The sequence below is a fragment of the Aureivirga marina genome, from assembly GCF_015767265.1.
GTDB classification, from domain to species: domain Bacteria; phylum Bacteroidota; class Bacteroidia; order Flavobacteriales; family Flavobacteriaceae; genus Aureivirga; species Aureivirga marina.
The window spans coordinates 17,873-34,756 of record NZ_JADPIB010000004.1; the positions used below are offsets into that span (position 1 = coordinate 17,873).

A 16,884-nucleotide genomic window follows, 5' to 3' on the forward strand; every position below is an offset into this window, starting at 1 on the left:
TGTTTATCTACGTTTTCTTTTTTGACCTCTTGTTTTTGGTTTTTTATACTTTTCACGCATTACATCTGCTTTTCTTTTCTTGATGTTTACTTTTTTATTCTTTTCTTTTTTCTCATGAAAAGCTGGACCAACATCTTCTCTTTTTGGAATTTTAATTCTTAATTCTGGAATTTCTTCTCTTGGAATTTCAATTGGAGCTAAATTTGTCGAAATCTCTAAATCTTCTGGTAATTCTTTTTTAGAAATTTCAATATTCATTAATTCTTCAATATTCTTCAAATTTTCCATTTCCCCTTCAGAAACTAAAGCAATTGCATTTCCATCTTTATCTGCACGACCCGTTCTACCAATTCTATGCATGTAATTTTCTGGTGAATCTGGTAAATCAAAATTGATAACATGACTTACATTTTCTACATCAATTCCTCTTGCGACAACATCTGTTGCAATTAATAATTGATAAGTTCCATCTTTGAAATTATTCACTGAATGAAAACGGTTGTTTTGTGATTTATTTGAATGAATTACACCAATTTTATCTTCAAAATCATCTTCAAATTCTTCATAAATAGCATCCGCGATTTTCTTATTTCCAGCGAAAACCAATACTTTTTGCATGGTTTCATCTTGTGAAATTAAATACTTGATTAAGTTTATTTTTGTGTAAAAATTTGGAAGAAAATATTTTGATTGCTGAATTTTCTCTAAAGGAGTTCCAGAAGGTGCAGCTTCAACTTTTTTCGGATCATTGAAAAAATCTTTAATTAAAATTTCCACATCTTCTGTTAAAGTTGCAGAAAACATCAAGTTTTGTCTACGCTTTGGTAAAAGATCAAAAATTTGAATCAATTGATGACGAAAACCTAAGTTTAACATTTCATCAACTTCATCAATAATGAATTTTTTAATTTCTTTCAATTTTAAAACACCATCAAGTGATAAATCAATCAATCTTCCTGGAGTTGCTACTAAAACATCTAAACCTTGAACAACAATATCTTTCTGTGTTCGAATATTTGTTCCACCATACACTCCACGAACAACAACATTCATGTATTCCGTAAGTTTTTCAACTTCTTCTACAACCTGATTTACCAATTCTCTTGTTGGAACAACAATTAAAATTTGTGGAGCAGTACCTTTTGAGAATTTCCATTGTCTTAAACTTGGTAATAAATATGCAAAAGTTTTTCCTGTTCCTGTTTGTGCAATTCCTACAATATCTTTTCCTGACATCACTTCAGAAAATACTTTTGCTTGAATCGTAGTCGGGCGAGTTATACCCATATCATGCAACGCATTTTTTAAAGATGTGCTTAAGTTTAAATCATCAAAAGTTATTTCTCCAGTCATAATTCTAATTTCTAAAAATTGAATTTGCAAAGATACATAACCTAATCTTGATTAGTCGAAAATTTTTGAATTAAATAACTATTTCATAAAATAAATCTTAAAAAAATGGAATAACTTTTAACAATTTTATTATTTAATATAATTCAAAAAATATTTAATTTTAATATGTAGTATTTAAGTATTTATAGGTATTTTTATTAAATGTGTTATTATAAAATATAATATTTAAAAATAATTCAAAATAATTCAGAAAATATTATAAAAATTTTAACATAAAAACTGGGATTCTAAGCACATTTATACTTATATATGCACAATATTTTAAAACCCCTATAGTTTTAAAGGTTATGTTCAATTAATAAGTACAAAAATGTCTTTTAAGAAATTTTTTAACATCGTTTTATTCGCCACATTGATATCCATAAGCTTCAAAGTTGAAGCACAACAATTTATATATTCGACTAAATTTAAAAGTTATAACACAGAACAAAAAAAGTTTAACAAAGCAATTGAAGAAGCTAGAATCGAGCTTGAAAAAATTGAAGCTGCTAAAAAAGCAAAAGAGGCTGCAATTTTAGCAAAGAAAATGGCTTTTTTAAATGAAAACTGGACAAACAAACAGTTCTTTGCTTATGACAGAAAAACTATAAAAGAACCTTTTCACCTTGAATTTGATACTTTAAATTATTCTTCGCCAATAGATAAAGATAAAGTTGTAACCTCTAGATTTGGTTGGAGAAAAGGAAGAGCGCACAATGGAATTGACATTGATTTAGTAAAAGGAGATTCTGTTCGAGCGATTTTACCAGGAAAAGTACGTTACGTAAAATGGCATGGAGGTCATGGTAGAACTGTGGTTGTTCGCCATGATAATGGATTGGAAACTGTTTATGCACATTTGACTAAACAATTGGTAAAAGAAAATCAAGAAGTAAAACAAGGAGAAGTTTTAGGAACTGGAGGAATTACAGGAAATGCTCGTGGAAGTCACTTACATTTGGAGGTTCGTTATAAAGGACAACCAATTAATCCTGAGTATTTATTTGATTTCTCAGATACTAATGAAATTCGTTCACAAGATCTTTGGGTTTCAAGAAAATATACAAATCCAGTAAATTTTTCTTCAAGAAGAAAACCAAAAATTACAGTTCATAATTCTGAAGAAGAAGCTAAAAATGCTAGTAAAATTCAGAAGAAAATTTATAGAATTAGAAGAGGAGATACGCTTTCAAAAATTGCATATCGCAATAATATGAGTATCACTCAAATTTGTAAATTGAATAAAATCAGTAGAAATAAAACATTAAGAATCGGTCAAAAATTAGTTTTGATTGAATAATGAATTTAAATTTAAGATATAGAAAAGCCGAAGTTTTAAACTTCGGCTTTTTTGATTTATAATGTTATTTCCGTAAACTATAAATCTAAATTAATACAAATTATAAAAAAAGTTCTTTTAATGTTTCAAAGACGAAAACGAGTGTGTTATATACAGTTTCACTAAAAATATATTTAGATAAAACTTTTAAAATTTCAATCAGATTATTCATATTTTAAATATTGCGTTGTTTTAATTTTTGTTGCGATAAATGCTTTTGTTCCTACAACAATTAAAACTAAAAAAGTTAGTAGAATAGGTGTTAATACATAAGGTAAAATTGGCATATGGATTCTATAAATAAAGTTATCTAGCCAAAGTTGCATCAAATAAAAAGCAATTGGAAAAACTAAAATACTTGAGATAAAAACCACTTTGAAAAATATTTGCATCAAAGGAAGCATCATTTCTTTTGTTGTAGCTCCTAGAGTTTTTCGAATAGCAATTTCCTTATATCTTTCTTGAATTGTTAAGCTACAAAGTGCAAAAAGTCCAAGAGTTGCAATTAAAATCACTAAAAAAGATAAGATTTTAAATAAAGTCATTTGTTGTTGGTATTCCTCATAACTTTTCGCAAATTTTTTATCTGCAAATTCATAAGTAAAAGGAAACTCTTTTTGATAATTATTCCTCCAAAAAGTTTCAATATGAGAAATAGTTTCAGGAATATTTTCAGAACTAATTTTAAACTGTATTGAATTCATCAAACTGCTAAACCATTCAATATTTTTAAAACTTGTCAAAACCATCGGTTTGATTTCATTATCAAATCCAAGAATATGATAATCTTTTACCATTCCAACAATTGTAACCCAACCATCAAATTTTTCAGTTTCAATTCCAAGTCTCACTTTTTTTCCAATTGGATCTTCTAAGAAATTCAATCGCTTTGCAAAAGCTTCATTAATGATGATATTTCTTAATGTATCCGAAGCAATATTTTCTTTAAAATCTCTTCCTTTTACAACTGGAATTTTATACATATCTAAATAATCAGTTGTGACTAAATTAATTTTCGCATCGATAATTTGATCTTCATAATTTAAAGCGAATGTTATAAAATCTCCTCCTGGTGGAACTGAATTTGTGCTGATTTCATGAATAGAAGAATGTTTTATCAATTCTTTTTTAGCTAATTCAAATTTTTTGATTGTATTCTCTTCTTCATGAAAATCTACAATTAAAATTTGATCTCCAGAAAAACCTAAATCTTTGTGCATCATAAAATCAACTTGCTTTTGAATTACAAGAATTCCTATGATGAAAAAACCAGAGATTAAAAACTGTGTTCCAAGAATAAAATGTCTGAAAATTTTTCCTTTTTTAGTTTTAAATTGATTTCCTTTTAATGCTTTAATCATTTCTATTTTATAAAAATAAAAAGAAGGAATTCCACTGATAAAAAGTGTGAAAACTAGAGTTATTAAAAGAATTTGAACTAATGTTTTCCAATGAAAAAGAACTAAATTAATTCCCATAAATTGATTAAAATATGGAAGTAAAATTTCAATCAAAATAAACCCAGAAAACAAAGAAAATAAAGTAAGAATTAATACTTCTAAAAAATAGAATTTCGCTAACGATAGAGGGGAAGTTCCCAAACATTTTTTGATTCCAATTTCTTTTGCTCTTTGTGTCAAAGTTACTGTTGCCAAATTGATGAAATTTAATCCTGAGATAATCAATAATAAAATGGATAAACCAAGAAGAATCATAATCATCTGATAATTTGCTTTCCTCTCTGGTCCAGCATTTTCAGCAATTGTGTTTAAATGTAATTCCGATAAAGGCTCGACAATAATTGCCATTCCAAGTTTTTCTTCATATTCTTCAACAGATAATCCTTCTTCTTTTGCTCCAATAGTGGAACGATAATTACTAAAAATTTGATTCATTTTTTCAGCAACTAATTTTGAATCTGCATTTTCAGAGAATTTGCAAAAAAGTGTTTTAGAAAACCAATCCCAATTGTCAATTTCAAGGTTTCGTAATGGAACAATCATTTCTGGTTGGAAATAGGATTTTTCTGGAATTTTATAAACAGATATGATAATATAGTTTTCCGAATCATAAAAAAGATTTTTACCGATTACATCTGTTGTTTTAAATATTTTTTTCGCAAAACCATCAGATATTGCAATATGCGTTTTACTTTCTTTCAGTTTTTCCGAATTTCCTTTTATAATTTCATATGGAAAGAAATCGAAAAAATTGGATTGTGAATGAAGAATTTTCTCACTGTAAATTGATTTATTTTGATTTTTTACAATTCTTTTTTCGTAATAGTTTTGTGTCAAAAAATAATCTTCAACTTCAGGAATTTCTTCTTTAAAAGTAGGCCCTTCTATAAAAGTTGCTGTTGACCAAATTTCGTTTTCGGCATGACTTTTATGTAAAATTCTATAAATATTTTCTTTTTCTGGATGCCATTGATGGTATGATTTTTCTTCATTTAAATACAATAACATTAATGTCAATCCAGTAAAACCTAAAGTTAAACCTAAGTAATTTACAAAAGTGTTTAACTTTCGTTTTTGGTGATGTTTCCAAAATAATTTAAACCAAATCTTTAGCATTTTTATTCGTATTTTAAGTAATGAGTGATATCAACTTTTGTAGCATTATAAGCTTTTACTCCAACAACAATCAAGACTAGAAGAATCAAAATAATTGGTGTAAAAACAAAAGGTGTGATTGGCATTTCAATTCTGTAGGCAAAATTATCTAACCATAATTGCATTAAGTAAAAACTCAGGGGAATTACAATAATACTTGCAATAAGAGCTACTTTTAAAAAGACATTTAGAAGAGATTTCATCAATTCTTTATCAGAAGCTCCGAGTGTTTTTCGAATTGCGATTTCTTTGTATCTCTGCCTGATTGTTAAAGTTGATAGCGCGTATAATCCTAGAAGTGCAATCAAAATTACAACTCCAGATAGGATTAAAAATAAAGTTTGTTGTTTTTGATATTTTTTAAAATAACGAGCAAATCTTTTATCTAAAAAATCGTGAACAAAAGGATATCCTTGTTCGATATTTTCTTGCCAATAATTTTCAATATAGGCGATTGTTTCTTGAATATTTTCTTCTTTTATTTTAAACTGAATGATATGAAAATTAAATTGCTTAATCCAGTCTACAGTTTTCCAATGTAAAATAAAAGTTGGTTTAATCTCTGAGTTAAAACCTCTTGCATGATAATCTTCTACAAGCCCAATAACTTCCATTGGTTCATCTCTATATCCTATTTGGATTTTCTTCCCAATAGGATCTTCATAAATTCCTAATTTTCTAGCAGCAGTTTCATTAAGTAACACATGTTCAATTGTATCTGAAACATATTTTTCCTCAAAAGATCTTCCTTTTAATATTTTAGAATTTACCATATTGAAATAACCAAAATCAATCGCATTTGTATTAGATTGTACACTAACATCTTTGTATTCTATAGTCGTGGAACTGCTTCCCGCCATATTCGGCACATTGAATGCACTTGTGATAAATTCAATATTTGGATGTTTAATCAATTCTTTCTTTAATAATTCATATTTTTTATAGCGATTTGGACTTTGTTCATTTAACATTACAACCAAAACTTGTTCTCCAGAAAACCCAACATCTTTGTTTAATAAATAATTCACTTGAGAATAAATTACCATGGTTCCGATTAAGAAAAATCCAGAAATAATAAACTGAATTCCAACCATAATATTTCTTAGAAGAACTCCTTTTTTCGTTTTACCAATATTTCCTTTTAATACATAAATACTTTTGAATTTTACCATAAATATTCCAGGAATTAAGGCAATTAAAAATGCTAATAAAATTGTAGTGCCAACGATTTTTATAATTTCTGAACTTGGAAGAAAGTTCATTTCTAATCGCATAAAATCTGAAAAATATGGAAGAAGAAGTTCTACAATAATTAGAGAAAGTAAAAAAGCAAAAAGACAATTTATAATTACTTCTAAAACATATTGGATAAAAATTTGAAAGTTCGAAAGTCCAAGAGTTTTTTTAATTCCAACTTCTTTTGCTCGATCCAAAATACTCGCCACAGCAAGATTAATAACATTTACCACAGAAATAATTATCAAAACAATCGAAAGTCCAAAAAGCATCATAATTAATTTATAATCTCCAGAACCTTCTGGTCCAGAATCACCAACATAATTTTTTAATCTAATATCAGATAAAGATTCTAATAAAACATCCATCGCATATTTATCTTCAAACTCTTCTGGTGTAATTCCAATTAATTTTGCTTGTGTTGTTGTACGATATTTTTTAAAAATAGCATTCATTTTATGCTGGACTGTTTGTACATCTGCATTTGGACTAAGTTTACAAAACAACACTTTAGAGAAATTTCCCCAATCTCCATTTAATTCGTTCTGATATTGAAGAATAATATTTGGATTGAAATAAGATTTATCATTTCTTTCAAAAACTGTAGCTACTTTATATAAAACACCATCTAATTCAATTGTTTTTCCAATCGCAGATTCTTCACCAAAAAATAGTTTTGCTTTCTCTTCAGAAATAGCAACATGATTTTTTACTTCTGAAAATTTTTCCATGCTTCCTTCTACAATTTTAAATGGAAAAAACTCAAAGAAGTTCTTTTGTCCTAACGTAATCTTTTTAGTGTAAAAATCTTTTTCTGCAACTTTAATTTTTAATGATTGATACCAATGATTATTGTAATAAATAGATTCAACTTCTGGAATTTCACTTAAAAAATAGGCTCCTTCTTTTTCTGAAGAAGTATCCCAAGCTTCATTTCCTTTCATTTGATGAACAATTCTGTAAATATTATCCTTATTAGGATTCCATTGATTGTATGATTTTTCTGTAAAATAATATGTAGAAACCAAAATAAACCCAACCAAACCAAGTGTTAATCCGAGTAGATTAATAATAGTATGTAGCCAATTTTTTCGACTATTTCGATAGAATATTTTAAACCAGATTTTTAGCATTTTTTATTTTAGAGTTTGAAGTTGATTAATAGTTTTTGATGATGATTTATTTTATGATAAAGATGAATTTACTGTGGTGGCTGAGCGAAGTCGAAGCTAGATACGATTCTATTTTTATTATTTTTTATAAAACTTCCACGACGGCTGAGCGAAGTCGAAGCCTATTGCACTAAAACATCTAATTTTTGAATATTACTATGCTCTGAAACAATTTCTCCATCTTTCATTTTTATAATTCTACTTGAAAATTTAGCATCGTATTCCGAATGTGTTACCATTACAATTGTTGCTCCTTGCGCATGTAATTCACTAAAAAGTTCCATCACTTCATTTCCATTTTTACTATCCAAGTTTCCTGTTGGTTCATCTGCTAAAATCAATTTCGGATTCGTAACTAAAGCTCTTGCAACAGCAACTCTTTGTTGTTGTCCTCCAGAAAGTTGTAAAGGGTAATGCTTTGCTCTATGAGAAATTCCAACTCGTTCTAAAATTTCTGTAACTCGTTTTTTTCGCTCATTTGGTTTTACTTTATTATAAATCAGAGGAAGTTCTACATTTTCATATACAGACAATTCGTCAATCAAATTAAAATTCTGAAATACAAATCCAATATTTGCTTTTCGAATTGTTGATCTTTCTTTTTCTTTTAAATTTGCAACCTCTTTCCCGTCAAAACTATAACTTCCTTTCTCTGGAGAATCTAATAATCCAACAATATTCAATAAAGTGGATTTTCCACAACCAGAAGTTCCCATAATCGAAACAAATTCCCCTTTTTTAATTTCCATATCTAAATTGTGTAAAGCTGTTGTTTCTACTTCCTCTGTTCTATATATTTTGCTTAAATTTTTAATACTTAACATGTTCAATTTTTTTATAATTAATACTTAATTTTCTTTTTATAATTTTAAATAAACCTATTTTACATTTAATTGTTCCATTTCTTTAAAATTCTCATAACTTGAAACAATTACTTTTTCTCCTTTTTCTAGTCCATTTTTGACTTCATAATAAAAAGGATTTTCTCTTCCTAATTCGATTTTTCGTTTTGTTGCTACACCATTTTTATTTAAAACAAAAATCCAACTTCCTTGTGTATCTTGATAAAACATTCCTTTAGGAATTAATAAAGATTTTTGATTTCCTGAAAGGAAGATTTTAGATTTTAAAGACATTCCATGACGAATATTTTCGGTGATGCTATCTTTTTGAAAAAACAATTCTACTTCAAATTTTCCTTGTTTAATTTCTGGATGAATTTTAGAAATATATACTGGAATCTTTGTAGAATTCATCACAACTTCTCCCAATAGATTTGATTCCAATTTTGAGATATAATATTCATCAACTTGCGCTTCTAATTTATATCCATCATTCATATCGATTTTTCCTAATAATTCTCCTTTTTGAAAAGCTTGTCCAAGTTCTGGATTAAAAGAAGAAAGAAGTCCGTCAATTGGCGATTTTATCGTGAAATTTTCTTTATTCCCTTTTAAAAAATCTAAACTTTTATGCATAGAAGCTAAAGAATTATTAATTCCATTTATCTGTATATTCCTATCGATTTTTTCCTGTTGAACACTTTTTCGAATTGCTTTATTTCTGCTACTTTGATAATGATATGCTTGTTGTGAAATCTCAAAATCATTTCTAGAAATAATTCCTTTTTTGTATAAAACAGAATCTAAATCGTATTGACGTTTTGCATTTTTATAATCGTTTTTAATGCTTAAAAGTTGTTCATTTAATCGTAATTCTTGATTTTTAACATTAACTAAAATATTTCTTAGATTATTGATTTGTTCAACCATGGCAGTTTCCTGTGTCAAATAATCAAGTTCGGATTCAGGATTGTAAATACGAACCAAAGGTTGCCCTTTTTTTACAAAATCACCATTTTCAACAAATATTTCCGCAATAGAACCATTATTAATTACATTGATTAAAATCGACTTTTTTGGAACAACTGTAGAATTTAATAAAACGACATCTTCAAATTCATCAAATTTTACTTCTTTAATTAATAATTGACTTTTTTCTAAATTCACTTGCTTTTTATGACTAAAACTAAAAGCCACTAAAACAATCACTAAAAGACAACCACTTAAAATGAAAAATTTGGTGGATTTAAAAAACGTTTTCTTTTTTGTGATGACTTTGTCCATTTTTATTTCTTTTTATGTTCTTCTTCAGAGGTAGAGTTAAAATTTATCGCACTTTTGTAAAGTGTACTCATTATATATTTTGTTACTATGGTATGATTTACGAGAAGTGTACCATTAAAAAAATAAATATAAAATCTCTTGTTTTTCAATGGTTTGTGAAAGTGAATATAAAATCAACTGTTCGAAAACGCACACTTTTTTGTTCGTTTTCATACAATCTTGTATCTATGTAGTATGAGAAAAAAAGAAACAACCATTCTTATTGTTGATGACGATGATGATATTCTGTTTTCGGCAAAAATCAGTTTACGAAAGAATTTTTCTAATATTCTGACTACAAATAATCCAAAGAAAATTATACATCTTTTAAATGAAAATACGATTGATGTTGTTTTGATGGATATGAATTACAGAAGAGGATTTGAAGATGGAAAAGAAGGAATGTATTGGTTGAAGGAAGTGAAAAAGATAAGTCCAGAAACAACAGTTTTATTAATGACTGCTTTTGGAAGTATCAATTTAGCTGTAGAAGCAATTAAACAAGGAGCGACAGATTTTATTTTAAAACCTTGGAATCAAGAAAAGTTATATAGTATTGTAAATGCTGGTGTTGATTTAGCAAGATCTAAGCGAAAAAACAAGCAATTTACTACAATTCAAGAACAAAAAAATCAAGAATTTCAGCAAAAAACAGAATTGATTTTAGGGAAATCTGCTTCGATGAAAAATGCGATGAAACTTTTACAAAAAGCAGCACCAACAGATGCAAATATTTTAATTCTTGGAGAAAATGGAACTGGAAAATATGTGTTTGCTAAGGAAATTCATTTAAATAGTGAAAGAAAAGAACAACCTTTTATTCATGTTGATTTAGGAGCTTTAAATGAAAATTTGTTTGAAAGTGAATTATTTGGATATGTAAAAGGAGCTTTTACAAATGCGCAAAAAGATACGATTGGAAGATTTGAATTAGCGAAAGGAGGAACGATATTCTTAGATGAAATTGGAAATTTACCATTGCATTTACAATCGAAATTATTGACTGTTTTACAAAATCGAAAGATTACAAGATTAGGTGAAGGAGTGGAAAGAGCAATTGATGTTCGAGTGATTTGCGCAACAAATGCAAATATTTATGAAATGGTTTCGGAAAATACATTTCGACAAGATTTGCTTTTTAGGATTAATACGATTGAAATAAATCTACCGACATTAAAAGAGCGAAAAGAAGATATTTTGGTTTTAGCATATCATTTTTTTCAGAAAAATATTCGAAAGTATAAAAAACAATTTTCTAGAATTTCAGAAAAAGCAGAAAATGCTTTAATTTCTTATCATTGGCCAGGAAATATTCGTGAATTAGAACATATAATAGAACGAGCTGTGATTATTGCAGAGGGAGAAGAAATTGAGGTTGATGATTTACAGTTTTCAAAAACAAAACAAATTAAATCTTCCAATCAAGAGAATTTGAATTTAGCACAAACAGAAAAACAATTAATTTCTATTGCGATTCAAAAACATCAAGGAAATATTAGTAAAGCTGCAAAAGAATTAGGTTTAACTAGAGCAGCTTTGTATCGAAGAATGGAGAAATATGATTTGTAAAATCTAAAAACAGTAGTTTAAAATTAAAATGAAACAATTTTATATAAAAGGAAGTATTCAATTATTAATCATCATTTTGATGAGTATTATTTTACTAATTACTATTCAAAAAGATTATGTTTTTTCTTCAGTTGCAATTGGAATTTTACTTGTTTTTGCTGGAATTCAGTTTTTAAATTGGATCCGTAATTATGTTTTTGAAATTGAAAAAATCGTGGATTGTATGTTGGTTGATGATTTTTCTGCAACGATTTCTCAAAAGAAACAACAGCAACCAATTTTTAAGAAGCTGCAAAAACAATTAGATAGAAATAAGCGAAATTTATTATTGCAAGATGTAGAACAAGAAGTTTTTCAAAATATTTTAGAAAGTTCTACTACAGGAATGTTGATTTTAAGAAGAAAAAAAGGAGAAAAAATAGAAGTTTTTCAAATAAATACTGCATTTACAGAATTTTTAAATATTCCAAAACATTATCATTGGCATTTATTAAAACCCAAAATTCAACCGATTTTAGATACTATAAATATTGATAAATGGGAAGAATGTAAAAAAGTGGTGACGATTAATTCACTTGAAAATACCGAAGCATTTCATTTAAAAACAAATATTACAAAGACATTAGAATTTGAATATTTAGTGATTTCTCTCGAAACTTTACAACAAGTAATTGATAAAAAGGAAAAAGAATCTTGGTATAAATTGATGCAAGTAATGTCACATGAAATTATCAATACAATTACACCAATTCATAGTTTAGCTGAAAATTTGGGAGATTTAATTGAGGAAGACACGCCAGAAAATAAAGAAGAATTGCAATACGGACTTCGAATTATTAAAAAAAGATCTGAATATTTATCTAGTTTTATTGATTCTTATCGAATGATTACGGAATTACCGAATCCAGAAAAAGAATATATTTCATTGCTTGAATTAATAGAACAAAGTGTGCATTTATTTGAAAAATCACATCCGAAAATGAAATTTTCCATAGAAATTGAAGATAAATTGGATATAATGGTTCATGTTGATAGAAAGCAAATAGAGCAAGTTTTAATAAATTTATTTACAAACTCAGTTTCTGCAACAGAACAAGAAGAAAAGCCAGAAATTAGAATTGAATTAAGAAAGAAAAGACAGAATTTACAAGTGTTGATTTCTGATAATGGAATTGGAATTTCGGAGAATATTAGAGATAAAATTTTTGTTCCATATTTTACAACAAGAGAAAAAGGAGCAGGAATTGGTTTGACACTTTCAAAAAATATTATGGAAGCTAATCAAGGATATATTCATTTATTAAAGCAAGAAAAAGGCGCAACATTTGTGTTGAGTTTTATGAAATAATATGATAAAAAGAGGATTAGAAATTTCTAATCCTTTTTTATATAAAATATATTTTATTCTAGTAGAAAAGTTGTTCTGGATCAATAGATAATTGTTCAATAAAACGAACTGCATTTTGTATGTCTTTATGCATTACTCGATCATTTTCAACAACAGGAACTTCTTGGCGGAACATTTGAACAAAAGAATCTAAGAAATCAGAAGATTTTAAAGGTTCTCTGAATTTTAAAGCTTGTGAAGCATTAAATAATTCGATTGCTAAAATAGTCTCTAAGTTATCTACAATTTTCTTCAATTTTGTAGCAGCATTTGCTCCCATACTCACATGATCTTCTTGTCCATTACTTGAAACAATACTATCAATAGAAGCAGGAACAGCCAACTGTTTGTTTTGACTAACAATACTTGCAGCTGTATATTGAGGAATCATAAATCCACTGTTTAATCCAGGTTTAGAAACCAAGAAAGCAGGTAAACCTCTTAAACCAGAAACCAATTGATATGTTCTTCTTTCAGAAATATTACCAAGTTCTGCTAAAGCAATCCCTAAGAAATCCAAAGCATAAGCTAAAGGTTGTCCGTGGAAATTTCCACCAGAGATAATCTTATCTTCTTCAACAAAAATATTTGGATTATCTGTAACCGAATTTATTTCTGTGATAAATGTTTTACTAGCATAATGCAAAGTATCTTTACTTGCTCCATGAACTTGTGGCATACAACGGAAAGCATATGGATCTTGAACATGTGCTTTAGGTTGTTTAATTAATTCACTTCCTTTTAGGAATTTACGAATTCTTTTTGCAGTTTTTAATTGTCCTCTATGTGGACGAATTAAATGAATATCTTGATCAAATGGAGAAGCAATACCGTCGAAACCTTCTAAAGAAATTGCTCCAACTAAATCAGCTAAATAAGAAAGTTTATACGCTTTTAAAAGAGAATGAATTCCGTAAGCACTCATAAATTGAGTTCCATTTAATAAAGCTAAACCTTCTTTAGATTTTAAGTTGATTTTTCTCCAATTATTTGTTTGAAGTAAAGCATCACCAGACATTCTATTTCCACCACAAATTACTTCTCCTTTCCCGATTAACGGTAAAGAAAGGTGTGCAAGAGGTGCTAAATCACCAGAAGCACCTAAAGAACCTTGTGTGTATACAACAGGAATGATATTGTTGTTGTAAAATTCAATTAATCTCTCTACAGTTTCTAGTTGAACACCAGAATGTCCATAACTGATAGATTGGATTTTTAAAAGAAGCATGATTTTCACGATTTCTGTAGGAACTTCTTCACCAGTTCCACAGGCGTGACTCATCACAATGTTTTCTTGTAGTTGATTTAATTCTTGGTCATTAATTTTTACATTACATAAAGATCCGAATCCTGTATTAATCCCATAAATTGGCTCTTTTTGTTTTGCCATTTTTTGGTCTAAATAATCTCTACACTTTGTGATTCTATTTTTAGCATCCTCAGATAGAGCAAGTTTCTTTTCTGTATAAATAATGTCGTAGATAGTTTCTAAATCTAATTGATTTGAACTTATTAAATGAAATTCTTCCATAACCTAAATTTGAAACCCCAAAATTCTACATTCAAAATTATATATCCAAATATTTTACTAGGTATCTAATTGTTAAAATAATGTTATTTTTCTGTTTCAATTTAAGATTTACTGTAATCAAAGGTTGAATTTAAGACTATTTCTACAGAGAAAGAATCTGTAGTAAACTAATTGTACATGAAAAAGTTATCTTAAGATTTGATTTTGAATTTAATATCTAAAAAAGTGATAAATAACAGTTGAATTCCTTAAAGCTTTTTAGAGTGAATTATTTTTATTTCTATAATTAATTTTATATTTGAATAGTAAAACTTAATATAAAGGATGAAATCATGAAAAAACTTACCGTTTTAATCGCAGCTTTTGCTGTTTTTGCTTGTAATAAAGAAGCAAAAGATTATGTGACTTTTGAAGGGAAGATTGTAAATAAGAACAGCGATACTTTAACAATAAAAGGTCCTGAATACGAAAAGAAAATTGCATTAAAACAAGATGGTAGTTTTCAAGATACATTACATGTAAAAACTGGAGTTTATACACTTTTTGATGGAAAAGATGCAACACCATTATATTTAAAAGATGGATTTGAAATCCAATTGGATTTAGATACAAAGAATTTTGATGAATCTATTAAATATAAAGGAGAAGGAGCAAACGCAAATAATTATTTAGCAGAGAAAATTAGAATTCAAAATAAATATTTAGAAGATGATTCTTTCTTGTCTTTGAATAAAAAAGATTATGAAGAGATGAAGAAAAATTTCAATTCTGAATTAGGAGGTTTATTGGATAAAACTACAGGATTAGATAGTATTTTTATCTCTGATGAAAAAAGAGAAGTAGTACAAATGAACAATTATATTGATCAATTTTACAACCAAAAACAAGAACTTCTTACAAAATTAGCGAAAGGAACACCTTCACCAGTTTTTAATGATTATGAAGATTATAGTGGAGGAACTAAATCTTTAGCTGATTTTAAAGGAAAATTTGTATATATTGATATTTGGGCAACTTGGTGTGGACCATGTATTAAAGAAATTCCTGCTTTAAAAGAAGTAGAGAAAAAATATCATGATAAAAACATTACTTTTATAAGTATTTCTGTAGATTCAGAAAGAGATCATGAAAAATGGAAAACAATGGTGAAAGATGAAAATTTAAGTGGAGTACAATTATTTGCGAATCCAGCAGATCAAACATTTTTCCAACAATATTTTGTGAGTACAATTCCAAGATTTATTCTTTTAGATCCTCAAGGAAATATTGTAAATCCAGATGCACCAAGACCATCAAGCGAGAAATTAATTGAAATATTCAACGATTTAAAAATATAAAAAAACAATAGAAAGACTATTTGTAATTTCATAATAAATAGTCTTTTATTCTTATAGATTTACACCAAAATTATACTTATGAAAAAAATATTACTGACTGGATTAGCTTTAACTGTATTAGCTTCTTGTAATTCAAAGAAGGATGAAAAACATGATTATGTTCATTTAACTGGAAAAATTGAAAATGCAGCTTCTGATAAATTTACAATTAAAGGAAGAGGAGGATACGAGAAAACTATAAATATTGGAGAAGGAGGAAGTTTTGATGATACTTTAAAGGTAAATCAAGATGGATTTTTTACTTTAATTGAAGGTCGTAAAAAAATGCCAGTTTATTTATCAAATGGAGTTGATTTAGTTTTAAATACTTCAGAAGATAATTTTAATACAGGAGCTAAATTTGAAGGTCCAGGTGCAGTTTCAAACAATTATATTGTTGAGAAAATTGCTTTAATGCAGTCAGATAAAGCAATGCCACAAGCACTTTTCAAATTAGATAAAGATGCTTTCAATAAAACTTTTGCTGAAACAAAAGCAAAAATGCAAGATATGCTTGAAAAAGCAAAACAGCAAGGTTTAGATTCTGCTTTGTATGCACAAGAAATGAAATCAATTCAAATGTTTGAAGATTATATTCAAAAGAATTATGAAAGAAATCATTTGAATGCAACGAAATTTAAAAAAGGAAATCCATCACCAACTTTTTCTGATTATGAAAATTATAAAGGAGGAACAACTTCTTTAGCTGATTTCAAAGGGAAATATGTTTACATTGATGTTTGGGCAACTTGGTGTGGACCATGTAAAAAAGAAATTCCGGCTTTAAAAGAATTAGAAAAAGAATTTCATAATAAAAATATTGAATTCGTTAGTATTTCTGTAGATAAAAAGCAAAACCATGAAAAATGGAAGAACATGGTGAAAGATAAAGAATTGTCTGGAGTTCAGTTATTTGCGGATAATGATTTTAAATCTAAATTTATCCAAGAATATGGAATTAATGCAATTCCAAGATTTATCTTAATTGATCCTAGCGGAAATATTGTTGATTCAAATGCTCCAAGACCATCAAGTGGAAAAAGAATCAAAGATTTAATCAATGGTTTAGAAAAAATATAAGCATAAAAAAAGCTCAGGACAT

Annotated in this window: 11 protein-coding genes; 5 read left to right on the forward strand and 6 right to left on the reverse strand. The window is 27.6% G+C overall.

Annotation, left to right across the window (positions count from 1 at the left end):
• Positions 1 to 3: 3 nt before the first annotated feature.
• The gene (locus I1A51_RS09130) at positions 4 to 1,353 is read right to left on the reverse strand and encodes a DEAD/DEAH box helicase (RefSeq protein WP_231374002.1); all 1,350 of its coding nucleotides are present in this window, start codon (positions 1,351 to 1,353) and stop codon (positions 4 to 6) included.
• Between the two features lie 370 nt (positions 1,354 to 1,723).
• Here I1A51_RS09130 and I1A51_RS09135 point away from each other — a divergent pair, with 370 nt between their 5' ends.
• A complete protein-coding gene (locus tag I1A51_RS09135) occupies positions 1,724 to 2,692 on the forward strand; it encodes a M23 family metallopeptidase (RefSeq protein WP_231374003.1) in 969 nt (322 codons plus the stop codon).
• Positions 2,693 to 2,895: 203 nt separating this feature from the next.
• Here the strand turns inward: I1A51_RS09135 and I1A51_RS09140 are convergent, their stop codons facing one another.
• The 4 genes from I1A51_RS09140 to I1A51_RS09155 form a co-directional block, all read right to left on the reverse strand.
• Positions 2,896 to 5,307, reverse strand: coding sequence for an ABC transporter permease (locus I1A51_RS09140; RefSeq protein WP_196893216.1), 2,412 nt, complete (start codon positions 5,305 to 5,307; stop codon positions 2,896 to 2,898).
• Between the two features lie 2 nt (positions 5,308 to 5,309).
• Complete coding sequence (locus I1A51_RS09145) at positions 5,310 to 7,715, reverse strand: ABC transporter permease (RefSeq protein ID WP_196893217.1); 2,406 nt, start codon at positions 7,713 to 7,715, stop codon at positions 5,310 to 5,312.
• Between the two features lie 161 nt (positions 7,716 to 7,876).
• Positions 7,877 to 8,578: an ABC transporter ATP-binding protein gene (locus I1A51_RS09150; RefSeq protein ID WP_196893219.1), complete on the reverse strand. Its 702-nt coding sequence runs from the start codon at positions 8,576 to 8,578 to the stop codon at positions 7,877 to 7,879.
• A 54-nt stretch (positions 8,579 to 8,632) separates the two neighbouring features.
• The gene (locus I1A51_RS09155) at positions 8,633 to 9,880 is read right to left on the reverse strand and encodes an efflux RND transporter periplasmic adaptor subunit (RefSeq protein WP_196893220.1); all 1,248 of its coding nucleotides are present in this window, start codon (positions 9,878 to 9,880) and stop codon (positions 8,633 to 8,635) included.
• A 234-nt stretch (positions 9,881 to 10,114) separates the two neighbouring features.
• On the opposite strand from I1A51_RS09155, the gene I1A51_RS09160 reads away from it, so the two are divergent.
• Entirely contained in the window at positions 10,115 to 11,488 is a 1,374-nt protein-coding gene (locus tag I1A51_RS09160) for a sigma-54-dependent transcriptional regulator (RefSeq protein ID WP_196893221.1), read from the forward strand.
• A gap of 28 nt (positions 11,489 to 11,516) precedes the next feature.
• Positions 11,517 to 12,836 carry a sensor histidine kinase gene (locus I1A51_RS09165; protein ID WP_196893222.1) on the forward strand — a complete coding sequence of 440 codons (1,320 nt, stop codon included), beginning with the start codon at positions 11,517 to 11,519 and terminating at the stop codon, positions 12,834 to 12,836.
• Positions 12,837 to 12,894: 58 nt separating this feature from the next.
• Here the strand turns inward: I1A51_RS09165 and hutH are convergent, their stop codons facing one another.
• On the reverse strand, positions 12,895 to 14,406 hold the full coding sequence (gene hutH / locus I1A51_RS09170) for a histidine ammonia-lyase (RefSeq protein ID WP_196893223.1): 1,512 nt from the start codon (positions 14,404 to 14,406) through the stop codon (positions 12,895 to 12,897).
• A gap of 332 nt (positions 14,407 to 14,738) precedes the next feature.
• Between hutH and I1A51_RS09175 the strand changes: the two genes are divergently transcribed.
• Positions 14,739 to 15,743 (forward strand): TlpA family protein disulfide reductase, encoded by a 1,005-nt coding sequence (locus tag I1A51_RS09175; protein WP_196893224.1) that lies wholly within the window; start codon positions 14,739 to 14,741, stop codon positions 15,741 to 15,743.
• Between the two features lie 78 nt (positions 15,744 to 15,821).
• The gene (locus tag I1A51_RS09180; protein ID WP_196893225.1) at positions 15,822 to 16,862 is read left to right on the forward strand and encodes a TlpA family protein disulfide reductase; all 1,041 of its coding nucleotides are present in this window, start codon (positions 15,822 to 15,824) and stop codon (positions 16,860 to 16,862) included.
• The last annotated feature ends 22 nt before the right edge of the window (positions 16,863 to 16,884 follow it).

Excerpts from the sequence above, each read along its gene's own strand:
- I1A51_RS09135 (WP_231374003.1), top strand. The coding sequence starts at position 1,724 with ATGTCTTTTAAGAAATTTTTTAACATCGTTTTATTCGCCACATTGATA.
- I1A51_RS09130 (WP_231374002.1), bottom strand. The coding sequence starts at position 1,353 with ATGACTGGAGAAATAACTTTTGATGATTTAAACTTAAGCACATCTTTA.
- I1A51_RS09145 (WP_196893217.1), bottom strand. The coding sequence starts at position 7,715 with ATGCTAAAAATCTGGTTTAAAATATTCTATCGAAATAGTCGAAAAAAT.
- I1A51_RS09180 (WP_196893225.1), top strand. The coding sequence starts at position 15,822 with ATGAAAAAAATATTACTGACTGGATTAGCTTTAACTGTATTAGCTTCT.
- I1A51_RS09150 (WP_196893219.1), bottom strand. The coding sequence starts at position 8,578 with ATGTTAAGTATTAAAAATTTAAGCAAAATATATAGAACAGAGGAAGTA.
- I1A51_RS09140 (WP_196893216.1), bottom strand. The coding sequence starts at position 5,307 with ATGCTAAAGATTTGGTTTAAATTATTTTGGAAACATCACCAAAAACGA.
- I1A51_RS09160 (WP_196893221.1), top strand. The coding sequence starts at position 10,115 with ATGAGAAAAAAAGAAACAACCATTCTTATTGTTGATGACGATGATGAT.
- I1A51_RS09155 (WP_196893220.1), bottom strand. The coding sequence starts at position 9,880 with ATGGACAAAGTCATCACAAAAAAGAAAACGTTTTTTAAATCCACCAAA.
- I1A51_RS09175 (WP_196893224.1), top strand. The coding sequence starts at position 14,739 with ATGAAAAAACTTACCGTTTTAATCGCAGCTTTTGCTGTTTTTGCTTGT.
- I1A51_RS09165 (WP_196893222.1), top strand. The coding sequence starts at position 11,517 with ATGAAACAATTTTATATAAAAGGAAGTATTCAATTATTAATCATCATT.
- hutH (WP_196893223.1), bottom strand. The coding sequence starts at position 14,406 with ATGGAAGAATTTCATTTAATAAGTTCAAATCAATTAGATTTAGAAACT.